This window comes from Deinococcus roseus (assembly GCF_014646895.1).
Taxonomy (GTDB): Bacteria; Deinococcota; Deinococci; order Deinococcales; family Deinococcaceae; genus Deinococcus_C; species Deinococcus_C roseus.
In genome coordinates this window covers 39,627-52,516 of the sequence record NZ_BMOD01000015.1, presented here as the reverse complement: position 1 = coordinate 52,516, position 12,890 = coordinate 39,627, and the positions used below count along the sequence as shown (strand labels likewise).

Sequence of the window (12,890 nt, the reverse complement as noted above, 5' to 3'; positions counted from 1 at the left end):
CCTGCTGCAGATCACCTTGCGGTTTCTGTGAGGGGGCTTCCGTGCTGCTTCCCATCCAGGCGTTCCTGAATGGCCTGTGCAAAGTTTCTGGCGGCTTCAGGGTGGGTTTTCAGGAACAGGTTGGGTTCGATGAGTTCAATTTCCATCAGCAGCAATTGACCTTCCCCGACCACCCCGTCCACCCGTGCGTACAGGGGCATTTCTGGCAGGGCCTGGATCACGTTCTGTGCCTGTCTGATCAGGTCACTGTCCACTTCAATGCCTCTGGTCTGGCCCCCATGCATGCCCTGCACCCGAAAATCACCTTGCCCTGGGGTTTTCAGAAGGGCATGGCTGAACTGTCCATTGAAGAACACCAGTGAATGCTCTCCGGGGTTTTGAATTTCTCGCATGAAGGGCTGCACCAGCAGAGTGACATCTGCAGGAAGATCAAGCAGCGTCTGATGGATTTCAGGTGGTAAAGCACCCTGAATGCGGTAGGTGTGGTGGGCGGCAGCAGACACGGAAGGCTTGATCACCAGCCCTGACCAGCCTGTCCTGCTCAGGATTTCGGGCAGGTTCTGGCGTTCATGGGGGTCCACAAAATGGGTGGGGATGATGGGGATGCCCCGGTTTTGCAACTCCTGCAGGTAGATCTTGTTGGAATTCCACTGCACCAGACGGGCAGAATTCAGCACTTTCACATTCAGGTTCTGCAGGTGTTTCAGCCATGTCTGAAAATGTGCGTAATGCAGGTGATAATCCCAGGTGCTGCGCAGCACCACAGCATCAAAATCCTGCCAGCGCACTTCAGGATCGTTCCAGACGGCAGCTTCGGGCTGTAGAAATTCCAGGATGGCCTGATCATCGGGGGCCAGACCTTCAAGCTGTTCATGGGTGACAAAGGCAACACGCATGGGGTCAGCCTAAAGAAAAAGTGGCCCTGAAAACAGGACCACTTGCCGGGAAAGTCAGACAACCACTCTGGGGTGCTGCTCCTGCACTTTGTGTTTCACCGCAGGCGGGTGATCTGGCGTCCTTCGGAGAGGTATTCCAGTTTCAGGATCCAGCCTTCCGGGAAATCGGCATACAGCTTCTCGCCCCATTCGATGATGCTGAGCCTGCAGCGCTCTACATAATCGTCCAGCCCCATCTCGTAAAGCTCCTCGGCATGGTGGATGCGGTAAGCATCCACATGCAGCACCAGACCTTCTGGGGCAGGGTACTCGTGCATCAGGGCATAGGTGGGGCTGTTGACCTCGCCCATGAAACCCATCCCGTCCAGAATGCCCTGGGTGAGGGTGGTTTTGCCTGCGCCCATCTCACCCTCCAGAAAAAGCACCCCGCCTGCTGGAAGCTGGAGTGCCAGCATTTGCCCAAAAGCAAACTGCTGTTCAAAAGAAGGCAAAACCACCTGTTCTGAAACCTGCATGTTTTGCAGCAGGGCCTTACTGGCTGCTGGCCTGGATAAAGGGGGCCAGATTGGTGTTGATCTTGTTGAGCTGGCTGTTGTACTCGGAGAGCTGCTTGCCGGCCAGATAACCCAGTGCGCTGACAAAATCGTCAAAGCTCAGGTCGCCTGCACGGGGAGAATCCTGAATCACCGTGAAGTAATTGGTGGCTGCAGCCATGTTCTGATAAGCCACATTGATCTTGGTGCTGGCAGCGGCTTTCAGGGCAGATGTGATTTTCTTCTGGTAGGACCGCTCAATGGTGATCTGAATGACCTTGTTGTTGCCTGCATTGACGGCATCTTCCAGGGTTTTGCGTTCGGTGGGATTGAGTTTCAATTCATCTGCCAGAACCCCGGCATAAACAGGTGCAACCATCATGTTTTTCTGGGCAATCTGGGTGAAGATGCCGTCATAGATGGCTTTTTGCAGCAGTGCCTTGATCTGTCCCACCTGGGCATTCAGATCATCAGGGGTGCGCACAAGGGCCGTCCGGGTGTTCCTCACGGCATTTTCCAGGCCGGTTTTGATCACGTTGGATTCCAGCTGCAGGGCTTTGATCTGTTCTTCTGCTTTGTCCAGCTTGCTGACGCTCAGCCGGGTGCTTTTCATTTGTTGCTTGACGACGTCATTCAGCAGGGTGCTGACAGAGCGGTAGGTTTCTACCAGAGAAGGTGCGTTTTGAGCGCTTGCAGCGCTGGAAAGAATCAGGGCAGCACAGAGAATCCACCTATTCATGTTCTTTCCAGTATAGCGTGTTACTGGATTTTTACACCTGTGCTGTTAAAAAGGCACCTTAAGGGTTGCAAAAATTTCCATGATCAATCTTGCAAAGGTCAGGAAAAGCAGTTCTGTATGGACTTCTTGAGGGGTTTCGCTCAGAGGGTGCTTCCTGGCGCTGTCTTCCCAATCCCAGAGAAACTGACGGTTGCCTGCAAAACATGTTGTTAGAATGCTTACGTGTTGCACCTTCAAGAACCCACCCCCCAGAGCCTGGGGTTTCGCATGCCTGCCGAATGGGCACCCCACGCGGCCACCTGGATCAGCTGGCCCAGCGACAACGAACTCTGGTTTGGTTTTCTAGAGCCCGTGCGCGAAGAATTCAAAACCCTGGTCACCACCATTGCCCGCTTTGAACCGGTGCATGTGCTGGTCCGGGATGAGGAAGCCCACAAAGACGCCACCACCCGTCTGGCCGGGGTGCCTGGCCTGACCTTTCACACCATCCCTCTGGACGACGTGTGGTTCCGGGACAACGGCCCCATCTTCATCAAGAGGGGAGAGGAGCTCAGTTTCGTCAACTGGGTGTTCAACAGCTGGGGTGAAAAATTCAACTGGCACAAAGACAACGCTGCCCCAGAAGCTGTGGCAGAATACCTCGACATGGCCCACTGGGATGTGGATGTGGTGATGGAAGGAGGCTCCCTGGAAGTCAACGGTCTGGGCCTCTGCATGACCACCCGGCAATGCCTGCTGGAAGAAAAACGCAATCCTGGTTTCTCCGAAGCAAAACTGGAAGGATACCTCAGGGATTACCTGGGCATCACCAAAGTGCTGTGGCTGGAAGACGGCCTGGAAAACGACCACACCGATGGTCACATCGACACCATCATCCGCTTCGTCAATGAAAACACCGTGGTGTGCAGTGTGGAACCCAATCTGGAAGACCCCAACCATGCCACCATGCAGCGCAACCTGGATTTGCTGAAAACCTTCACCGATCAGGATGGCAATCCCCTCAAGGTGATTGAACTGCCCCTCCCCCAGAACCGACTGGAACTGGAAGGAGACCGCCTGCCCCCCACCTACGCCAACTTTTACATCGGCAATGGGTTTGTGGCTGTCCCCACTTACGGAGATCCCAACGATGAACGGGCACTGGACGTGCTCAGGGCCGTTTTTCCAGACCGGGAAGTGATCGGGCTGTCCAGCCGGGCCATCATCAACGGAGGCGGGTCTTTTCACTGTGTCACCCAGCAACAACCTGCCGGGGTGATCTGGAAAGGGTAGACCTCCCTTGCTCGTTTCACTTGCTTTCCCTCCTCTTTAGGAGGGACTGTTCCGCACAGAGGCTGAACCCTGACGGGAGGACTGTCCCACACAAAGATTCAACCCCGATGGGGATTGCCTGAAAAGGAGAAATCCATGCCAAAACTTGCTGTCATTCAGATGAGCATGACCCAGGTCTTGCAAGAAAACGTGGACAAAGCGGTCCAGCTGGTCCGTGAAGCTGCGTCCCGTGGCGCACAGATCATTTTGCTGCCAGAGCTCTTCGAAAATTACTATTTCTGTCAGCTGGAACGGGAAGACTATTTCGAGCTGGCCCATCCGGTGGAAAACCATCCCTTTCTGAACACCTTTCAGGAACTGGCCAAAGAACTTGAAGTGGTGCTCCCGGTCAGCTTCTTTGAAAAGGCAGGGCAGGCCCATTACAATTCACTGGCCGTGTTTGATGCCGATGGAACCTTCATGGGTGTGTACCGCAAATCCCACATTCCGGATGGTCCTGGCTACGAGGAGAAATACTACTTCAATCCTGGAGAGACCGGCTTCAAAACCTGGCAGACCCGTTATGGCAATGTCGGGGTGGGGATCTGCTGGGACCAGTGGTACCCCGAGTGTGCCCGCATCATGTCCCTTCTGGGCGCTGACCTGCTGCTTTACCCCACGGCCATTGGCAGTGAGCCTGCAGAGGTGGCGAGCCCCAACAGCCACCACATGTGGCAGCGGGCCATGCTGGGTCATGCTGTCTCCAACAGCACTTATGTGGCTGCAGCCAACCGCATTGGCACCGAGAAAATCGAGCATGCAGAAGCCACCTTCTATGGTCACAGCTTCATCAGCGATTACACCGGAGAAATCCAGCAGGAACTCCCGGAAGGCCAGGAAGGCATCCTGTACCTGGACCTGGATTTCAAAGAGGCCCGCAAATTCCGGGCTGGCATGGGATTTTTCCGGGACCGCAGGCCACAGCTGTATGGGCCACTGCTGACCCTGGATGGGAAAACCAGACAGTAAGAGAAAACAAAAAGAAAAAACAAAAAGAGAGTGGCACGCCACTCTCTTTTTGTTTTGGATTTAAAGCAATTCTTCGCTCTTGAAGAACAGCCCCAGTTCCCGTTCAGCGCTTTCCGTGCTGTCAGAGCCGTGGGTGACGTTTTCGCCCACGAAGGTGGCGTAGTCGCCACGGATGGTGCCGAGGTCGGCGTTGGCGGGGTTGGTGGCGCCCATCATTTTGCGCCAGCCAGCGATGACCCCTTCGCCTTCCAGGGCAATGGCGATCACGGGACCGGAGGTGATGAATTCCACCAGGCCGTCAAAGAAGGGTTTGCCCTGGTGCTCCCCGTAGTGTTGTTCGGCGGTTTCACGGGCAATGACCATCTGTTTGAGACCGACAATGCGGTAGCCTTTTTTGATGATGCGTGCAAGCACTTCGGCGGTGAGGCCACGCTTGACGCCGTCGGGTTTGATCATGGCAAAGGTGCGTTCCATAGCTGTATCAGCCTAACGTATAAAACAGGGCTAATCAAGTTGCTTGTGCTTTTTCAGGGGTGGAATCAATTGCAGCTTTTCTTTTGTTTGCTACATGGGGTTTCACGTGTAGAATACCCCTATGTTGTCAAAGACCAGTAAGCAACCCACCGTGTTTGCTTCCCGTCTGGCAGGAATTCTTGCACTGGTTGCCTTGCTGGGTTTGTTTGTGTTTCCCACAGCCACCATTGCCAGAAATTTTTCCGGAGCGGGAACGTTGTGGCTGTTCCCGAGGGGCATCATGGACCTTTCGGGTTTCCCTCCTGAGAAAATCCCGGATCTGGCCCTGGCTGGAACCCTCAACTGGGTGCTGGCGGTTTCTTTGCTGGTCACAGTGATTGCCGCCTGGCGCAGGCAAAGCTGGCTGTGGATGGCCGGTCTGCTGTCCCTGCTGCTGGGTCTGGTGTGTGCCTGGGCTTTCACGCACAACCTGGGCCTCCTGAGCCAGGAACTGCTGGCCAACAATGTGCCCAAACGGCGCATTCCTTACCTGACCGGGGGCATCAACATGGGCCTGCTTTTTCCGGTGCTGTCTGGTCTGACGGCCCTGGTGTGTGGCCTGACCGCATCACCTGTGTGGATGCAGCGTTTTGAGCGATTCCGGGGCATCCTGATTCCTTTTGTGTCCATCCTGCTCTCCATTGTGGTGGGCAGCATTGTGGTGTTGTTGGTGCAGGCGGTTCCAGCAGATCCCAGCATCAAGCTGGATTTTGCTCACCAGTGGTATGGCAAGCTGGACTTGCTGTGGTTTGTATACACCACCCTCTTTGCGCCCCTCACCAACATCAACGATCTGTTCCAGAGCCTGATGCTGGCCACCCCTCTGATTTTCACGGGTCTGGCAGTGGCCTTTGCGTTCAGAACGGGTCTGTTCAACATCGGTGCGCCTGGACAGCTGACCATGGGAGCCATTTTCGCCATGCTGGTGGGGGTTTATGTGCCTTTGCCTGCCTGGTTGCTGGTGCCTCTGGGTGTGCTGGCTGCTGCACTGGGTGGAGCGTTCTGGGGATTCATTCCTGGGGTCCTCAAAGCCCGCTTCGGGTCCAGCGAGGTGATCAACACCATCATGCTGAACTATGTGGCAGCCGGGATTTTTGTGTTGATGCTGGGCAGTGACAAATTGCCTTTCTTCGGCAAAGAGTATCCACTGCCCTTCAAATCTCCAGGGTTTGAAGCCAAGAGCTACCCGCTGCAGGAAGGGGCCAGATTGCAACCCCTGTCCAGCCTGCTGGGTCTGGACCAGAGTGGAGCGGCCCTGAGCTGGTCGCCCTTGATTGGCATCATTTTGTTCACCCTGCTGTTTTTGCTGGTGCGCCACCGCTACCGTGCCCTGCTGGCTGGAACGGCAGGTGTGGTGGTTTCGGTGCTGCTGTGGAGCACCCTGAAAATTCCGCTGGACAACACTGTGGGCAGCCACCTCAACACCAGTTTCTTCATTGCGCTGGTGTGTGCCTGGCTGTTTGCCATCGTGATGTGGCGCACCACCACCGGATATGAATTGCGGGCTGTGGGTCTGTCTCCAAAAGCTGCAGAATACGGGGGCATCAATGTCTCCCGAAACACCGTGCTGGCCATGACCATTGCTGGCGGGCTGGCGGGCCTGTGCGGCACCCACTATGTGATGGGGGGCGCGCTGGACGAATACGTGCTCAAGCAGTCTCTGCCCACCAACGTGGGTTTTGACGGCATCACCATTGCTTTGCTGGGCCAGAACACCCCCTTGGGTGTGGTGGTGTCCAGCATTCTGTTCGGGGTGCTGGACACGGGCGGCCTGTATGTGGACCAGCGTCTGGATGCCCTCAACCGTGACATCGTGACCCTGCTGAAAGCCCTGATCGTGCTGTTCATTGCAGCGCAGGGCTTCCTGAGCCGGAAAATCACCAGTCCACCTCCAGCCGTGCTGGTCAAAGACCTGGAGAAGAAGGAGGGGCAGGCATGAACTGGGAAACCTTCCTCACTACGGCTTTTCTGGGCTCCATCATCCGTTCGATTGCACCGCTGCTTCTGGCTGCGCTGGGAGGCCTGTTCAGCGAGCGTTCCGGGATTGTCAACATCGCGTTAGAGGGGATCATCATTTTTGGTGCCCTGGCAGGGGCCGTCACCACGCAGCTTTTAGACGCCTCTTTAGGCAGTGCTGCTCCCTGGGTCGGCTGGATCGCTGGTGCACTGGTGGGCGGTCTGGTGGCCTGGATTCACGCCGTGATCTCCATCAAATACAGGGCCGATCAGGTCATCTCTGGCACCGCCATCAATCTGCTGGCGGTGGGGGTCCCTGGCATTGTGCTGGGCTTTTTGTACCAGTCCACCACCGAATCCAAACAGGTGGAGCACGCCCTGCCCCAGTGGGGCCTGACAGAAGAGCTGACCTTCAGTCCGCCCGTGTATTTTGCCTTCCTGATGGTGCTCATCACCTGGTATGTGCTCTACAAAACCCCTTATGGCCTGCGAATCCGGGCCACCGGTGAGCACCCCAAAGCAGCAGCCAGCATGGGTGTGAATGTGTACCGCATCCGCTACACCGCTGTGATCATCTCAGGGATGCTGGCAGGCACCGCAGGGGTGTTCCTTTCCATCGGGAACCTCAACGCCTACACCAAGAACATGTCTGCCGGGATTGGCTTCATTGCCCTGGCCGCCCTGATCTTCGGAAAATGGACACCGGTGGGGGTGCTGCTCAGCACTGTGCTCTTTGGGTTCTTCCGTGCCCTGGCCACCCAGCTGGGGGGATCGAACCTGCTGCCCAGCAGTCTGGTGGACATGATGCCTTATGTGCTGACCATCATTGTGCTCGCTTTCACCGGGAAATCGGTGGGACCCAGGGCCGTGGGCAAACCCTACGAAGGCTGAGCTGGACCCAGCCAACAATGCATCCTTATCAGCCCGCCCTGGCGGGCTTTTTTCTGCTTTGTTTCTTGAGATTTTCAAGGCTTGTCAAAACAAAGTCCAACAGGTTATCACAAAGCTGAAGCAAAACCCCTTAAAATGGAGAGTTGGGATGAACAGTTTAGGCGAACACCTGAGACAGGCCAGACTGAACACCAATTTAGATCTGGTGGACCTTGCGGAAAGAACCAAAATCCGCTCTGAATATTTGCTGGCTTTGGAAGACATGCGCTTTGAAGCCCTGCCCGAAAGACTTTTCACCCGTGCTTACCTGCAGCGGTATGCCACGGAACTGGGACTCGATCCCGAACCTTTGCTGAAACAGTATGATCAGCTCTACCCTCCGGTGGAGATCAAAATTCCCAGTTCCATGTCCGGGGCTTCCCAGAGGATGTTTCCCTGGGGCCTGCTCACCAGTGTGCTCAGTGTTTTTGTGGTGCTGGGTAGCCTGGGATGGTGGCTTTACGCTGCATGGCAGGCTGGACCCAACATGGGTGCACAGGAAGCAGTGCAGGAAGAAACGCCAGTGCAGACTGCCAGAACCGTCAAATTCAGCCTGAGCAGCGCGCCAGCAGGGGCCAAAGTGTACCTGGACAACGGCCTTGTGGGCATCACCCCCATCAAGGGGTTTCCAGTCACCCAGAAACCCGAAGCGGAGTTGCGTGTAGAACTGGACGGCTATCTGGGGCACCATGAAAAACTCACCCTTTCGCAGAACACCAACCTGTCTGTGGCCCTCAGCCCCCGTCCTTTGCCAGATTTGCAAATCCAGGCAGAAGTGATCGAAGATGCCACAGCCCAGCAGGCCCCTGGCACCACGGTTGCCCAGAACAGCAACCAGAAAGCTGTGAAAAACACAGCCAGCAGCAAAACCAGCAGCAAAACCAGCAGCAAAACCAGTACCGAAACCAGCAAGACCAGCACCACCAAGACCAGCACCACCAAGACCAGCAAGACCCCACAGAAAATCAAAGTGGCAGCCACCGAAGAAGGCACCACCGTGGCAGATGTGATTCAGGCCGTGCAACTGCGCTTTGAGGGACGAAGCTGGACCAGGGTTAAAAACAACGAAGGCAAGGTGCTTTACGAGGGCACCCCTTCCCGGGGGGCAAAACTGTCTTTTGAGGCTCCAGTGGTGATTCGCACCGGATCTGCAGGCATGGTCTGGGTGCAACTGGCAGACGGCTCTGAAGAGCGCATGGGCCTGGTGGGGAGGGTGGCTGAACGGGCTTTTCCCTGAAGCGGCAACCCGGAATAGAGAATTCTGGCACAATTCCAGATCCTGGCGGTCTGGAATGTTAAGCTGAAGCATGACCAATGCTTTTCAGGAAGTGTGGCGCAACCCCTGGGTTCGGGTGGGGGCGTTCACGCTGGCCATCTACCTGTCATTTCAATTCTTGCAGAGCATCACCAGTGTGATCCTGGTGTTCCTGTTTGCATACCTGATTGCTTACCTCTTCAACCCCATGCTGGACTGGTTGCAGCGCCGAAGGGTCAGGCGAGGGGTGGGCATTTTGCTGGTGCTGCTTTTGCTGGTGGCTTTTGTGGCCCTGGGCATTCTGATCCTCATTGCGGTGGTGAACCAGCTCAGTTCGTTCATGCAGGAATTGCCGCAATTGATTGATTCGGGAGGGACCTTCTTCAGAGGGCTGCTCAAGCGGTTCAACAACGACATCGAGAAGGTGCCCTGGATCAGCCAGTATTCCCAGCAACTCGGGGAGATCTGGCAGAAGAATGTGGCGTCTTTCTCCCAGAATGCCCTGAATTTCTTCAAGAACCTGCTGCAGCAGTCCGGGACTTTCATTGGCAGTTTTGCCAATTCGGTGCTGCAAGGGGTGTTCATCCTGATCCTCTCGATTTACCTGATGTCGGATTATCACCGCATCAACCAGACCCTCTTGAAGATGTTCCCAGAACGCTGGCAGCCCAAGGTGCTGGAGCTCAGTGCACAGGTCAACACCGCCATTGGCGGATACCTGCGCGGTCAGATCCTCATTGCCACCATTGTGGGCAGCATTGTGGGCATTGGTCTGGCCATTGTGGGGGTGCCATCTGCACTGGCGTTGGGTTTCGTGGCAGGTCTTTTCAACATCATCCCTTACCTGGGGGTGATCATTGCCATCACACCGACCATTTTGCTGGCCCTTTCGGTGGGCTGGGTGAAAGCCCTGCTGGCGGTGGCAGTGTTCATTCTGGCCAACCAGCTGGAAGGACATGTGTTCTCTCCCATGATTCTGGGCCGCACCACCAACCTGCACCCAGCCACCGTGCTGCTTTCCATTCTGGTGGGCGTGACCCTGATGGGCATCTGGGGGGCTTTGCTGGCGGTGCCGCTGGTGGCGCTGGGCAAATTGCTGTTGCAGAACTACTACTACACCAGCCGTTTCTACCGTTCTACAGAAGCCCGCATTTTGCGTCCGGACGATTCCAGTATCTCCAGCTGACGCCCGTCAGGGTCCAGCACAAAAAACATCCGTTTTCCAGAGTGTGAATGCATCAATTCACGGGTGAACCGGACCTCCTGCTGCTGAAAAGCCTGATGCAGGAGGTCAAATTCTTCCACCACGAAAGCCAGATGCTCCATCCAGGAAGTCTGTTTGCTGGATCTTTCAGGTTTCTCGTTGGGTTCAAAGAATTGCAGGGTGCCCCCTTCACATTGCAGCACCACCCGACGCAGGTGTTCTTCAGGGTGGGTTTCGTCTTTGCTGACCTGGGCTCCCAGCAACTGGTAAAAAGCAATCAATGCATCGGCATTGTGGGTGACAAAAGAGACATGTTTGAGCATGGGTCACTTTACCGCAGCCTGACCCTGCATGAACTTTTCTTTCAGGACAACCCAGAAATCCTCGAAAAATTTTGAACCGGGTACTGAAAATTTTTTCTTGAAGGAGCTTCTGTTTTGCTGCCTTCGGGCAATACGGCAAATTCCCTGACCGATTTTTTCATAAGCATTCGGTCAAAGCTGCAAGCTTGACCTGTTTTTCAGCAGGGACAATACTGAAAAAGTCTCACACATCCAGCGGGTCAGGAGTTTCCATGAAAAACAACGTCACCATCAATGCAGTGGCCCGGGAAGCAGGCGTGTCGATCAGCACGGTGTCACGGGTGCTCAATGGCACCGCCAGGGTGGCCCCTGAAAAACAATTCAAAGTGGAAAATGCCATGCTGAAACTGGGCTACCGCACCCAGCTGGTGGCCAGTCACCGCACCAGCAGCAAACTGAAAAGCATCGGAGTGATGCTGCAGGACCTGACCAGCACCTATTACACCCACGCCATTTCGGGCATCGAACAGGCCCTGCAGGACACCGGGCATTATCCGGTCTTCATCAGCGGGCACTGGAACCCTGCCACCGAACAGGAAGCCCTGGAAATTCTGCTGGACCGCCAGGTTGCAGGTCTGATTGTGATCGGAGGTTACCTGTCCGAAGACCACCTGCGCACCCTGACCCGGCAGATTCCCCTGGTGATTCTGGATCGCCTGGTCAAGGGTCTGGAGAAGCACTGCATCCCCATGAACAACACCCTGGGGGCCTACATGGCCACCAAGCATTTGCTGGACCTGGGACACCGCCAGATTGCGCATGTGGCGGGCATGGCAGGCAACCAGGATTCCATTGAACGTCTGGCTGGATACCGTCAGGCCCTGACAGATGCGGGGGTGCCCTACGATGCCCATCTGGTGATTCAGGGGGATTTTCGGGAGCTTTCAGGCATTCTGGCCGTGGAAATTCTGCTGAGCCGCAGTGTGCAATTTTCGGCCATTTTCTGTGCCAACGACCAGATGGCTTACGGGGTGCGTCTGGCTTTGTTTCGCAAAGGCATCCGGGTGCCGCAGGACATCTCTCTGGTGGGCTTTGATGACATCGCTGGCTCGGATTACATCACCCCGCCGCTCACCACCATCAAACATCCCATTTACGAGATGGGTTTTGCAGCAGGCAAAGGCCTGTTGAAAGTGCTCAACCAGCAACCTTTTCCCAGCTTTCCTGATTTTCCCCCTTCCCTGGTGGTGCGGGAATCCACCACCATGCTGTTCAAACCCCGATACCAGCCCCAGAAGCGCTTTGATTTCTGAAACAGCGTGATGTTGAGCAAAGCCTGAATGTCCTGAATCAAAAGTTCTGCCCCTCTGCCGTCTGGCCTGCCAGATGGTGGTGCCCCTGTTGCTGTCTTCAAAGGAGATGCCTGTGAGCCGCATTCCAACCCCTGTTTCAACCCCTCTTTCAACCCCTGTTCAAATTCCTGCCCATCCGCTGCAGGGAAACCACCCGGATCCAGCATCCTGCCAGATGGCCCGCAAGGTGCACTCCTCCTATGCAGAACTCATTGCCCGCATGGAATTCAACCCCAGCAGCCATGAGCAGCGTGCAGGACTGAGCATTTATTACAACAGCAACAACTGGGCTTTCCTGCACATGACCCAGGTGGGTGGGCTGGGCCGTTGCCTGAAATTGTCCTGCTGTGACCATGGACGCATGCTGGACATCCCCACCATGCTGCAAGTTCCGGGCACTGCTGCAGTGCATCTGGGGGTGCGGTTTGCTTATGGTTACCTGCAGTTTTATGTCTCCATGGAAGGCCTGACCTGGCGGCCTTTTGGAGATCCCCTGAAAGACAGTGTGCTCTCTGCAGCCACCGGCACCTTTGTGATGCTGTGTTCCCAGGAGGGCGGCACCGCAACCCCTGCCCGGTTTGTTTTGCGCAGCGATCAGGAATACCGTGCTCCCGAAAACCTGCGGGGAGCCCAGATGTTCATGCTGCAGGCTTTCCCTTTTGTGCGAAGCAAGGCGCACCATGCTGGACAGTGGCTGCCCCGCTGAAATCCGCTTGACCTGCGGGTACATTCGTCCGTGACTTGCCCCAACACTTTGTCCTATCATGTCCCCTGGAACTGTGGTTTCTGGGGGATTTTGGTGTTGATTCGAGAATGGCGTTCTGCACTTTGCAGATCAATCCACCCTTTTCCCCGGGGCAATCCAGTACAACTGTAAATGACCGGGCAAATGCACCCATCTGCCCTGAAAGGAAACCATGTCAGAACACA

General features: G+C 55.7%; 13 protein-coding genes. 8 read left to right on the top strand and 5 right to left on the bottom strand.

The window, feature by feature from the left end:
• Positions 1-11: 11 nt before the first annotated feature.
• From IEY52_RS17145 to IEY52_RS17135, 3 genes are all read right to left on the bottom strand, one after another.
• On the bottom strand, positions 12-896 hold the full coding sequence (locus tag IEY52_RS17145) for an ATP-grasp domain-containing protein (RefSeq protein WP_189004617.1): 885 nt from the start codon (positions 894-896) through the stop codon (positions 12-14).
• A gap of 95 nt (positions 897-991) precedes the next feature.
• Positions 992-1,411 (bottom strand): tRNA (adenosine(37)-N6)-threonylcarbamoyltransferase complex ATPase subunit type 1 TsaE, encoded by a 420-nt coding sequence (gene tsaE, locus IEY52_RS17140; protein ID WP_189004615.1) that lies wholly within the window; start codon positions 1,409-1,411, stop codon positions 992-994.
• 16 nt (positions 1,412-1,427) lie between these two features.
• Complete coding sequence (locus tag IEY52_RS17135; RefSeq protein WP_189004613.1) at positions 1,428-2,168, bottom strand: hypothetical protein; 741 nt, start codon at positions 2,166-2,168, stop codon at positions 1,428-1,430.
• Between the two features lie 267 nt (positions 2,169-2,435).
• Here IEY52_RS17135 and IEY52_RS17130 point away from each other — a divergent pair, with 267 nt between their 5' ends.
• Positions 2,436-3,440: an agmatine deiminase family protein gene (locus IEY52_RS17130; protein WP_189004771.1), complete on the top strand. Its 1,005-nt coding sequence runs from the start codon at positions 2,436-2,438 to the stop codon at positions 3,438-3,440.
• A 135-nt stretch (positions 3,441-3,575) separates the two neighbouring features.
• Entirely contained in the window at positions 3,576-4,448 is an 873-nt protein-coding gene (gene aguB / locus IEY52_RS17125) for an N-carbamoylputrescine amidase (RefSeq protein ID WP_189004612.1), read from the top strand.
• A gap of 60 nt (positions 4,449-4,508) precedes the next feature.
• Here the strand turns inward: aguB and ndk are convergent, their stop codons facing one another.
• Positions 4,509-4,922, bottom strand: a complete 414-nt coding sequence (gene ndk, locus IEY52_RS17120; RefSeq protein ID WP_189004610.1) for a nucleoside-diphosphate kinase — start codon at positions 4,920-4,922, stop codon at positions 4,509-4,511.
• Positions 4,923-5,043: 121 nt separating this feature from the next.
• Here ndk and IEY52_RS17115 point away from each other — a divergent pair, with 121 nt between their 5' ends.
• The 4 genes from IEY52_RS17115 (at position 5,044) to IEY52_RS17100 (ending at position 10,288) form a co-directional block, all read left to right on the top strand.
• Positions 5,044-6,900 (top strand): ABC transporter permease, encoded by a 1,857-nt coding sequence (locus IEY52_RS17115; RefSeq protein ID WP_189004608.1) that lies wholly within the window; start codon positions 5,044-5,046, stop codon positions 6,898-6,900.
• Complete coding sequence (locus IEY52_RS17110) at positions 6,897-7,808, top strand: ABC transporter permease (RefSeq protein ID WP_189004605.1); 912 nt, start codon at positions 6,897-6,899, stop codon at positions 7,806-7,808. The genes IEY52_RS17115 and IEY52_RS17110 overlap by 4 nt, the downstream gene beginning before the upstream one ends.
• A gap of 148 nt (positions 7,809-7,956) precedes the next feature.
• Positions 7,957-9,084, top strand: a complete 1,128-nt coding sequence (locus IEY52_RS17105; RefSeq protein WP_189004604.1) for a helix-turn-helix domain-containing protein — start codon at positions 7,957-7,959, stop codon at positions 9,082-9,084.
• A gap of 70 nt (positions 9,085-9,154) precedes the next feature.
• A complete protein-coding gene (locus tag IEY52_RS17100; protein ID WP_189004602.1) occupies positions 9,155-10,288 on the top strand; it encodes an AI-2E family transporter in 1,134 nt (377 codons plus the stop codon).
• Here IEY52_RS17100 and IEY52_RS17095 read toward each other — a convergent pair.
• Positions 10,231-10,629 carry a VOC family protein gene (locus IEY52_RS17095; protein ID WP_189004600.1) on the bottom strand — a complete coding sequence of 133 codons (399 nt, stop codon included), beginning with the start codon at positions 10,627-10,629 and terminating at the stop codon, positions 10,231-10,233. The genes IEY52_RS17100 and IEY52_RS17095 overlap by 58 nt on opposite strands.
• Positions 10,630-10,880: 251 nt before the next feature.
• On the opposite strand from IEY52_RS17095, the gene IEY52_RS17090 reads away from it, so the two are divergent.
• On the top strand, positions 10,881-11,921 hold the full coding sequence (locus IEY52_RS17090; protein WP_189004598.1) for a LacI family DNA-binding transcriptional regulator: 1,041 nt from the start codon (positions 10,881-10,883) through the stop codon (positions 11,919-11,921).
• A 112-nt stretch (positions 11,922-12,033) separates the two neighbouring features.
• Positions 12,034-12,666 (top strand): beta-xylosidase family glycoside hydrolase, encoded by a 633-nt coding sequence (locus IEY52_RS17085; RefSeq protein WP_189004596.1) that lies wholly within the window; start codon positions 12,034-12,036, stop codon positions 12,664-12,666.
• Positions 12,667-12,890 lie beyond the last annotated feature (224 nt).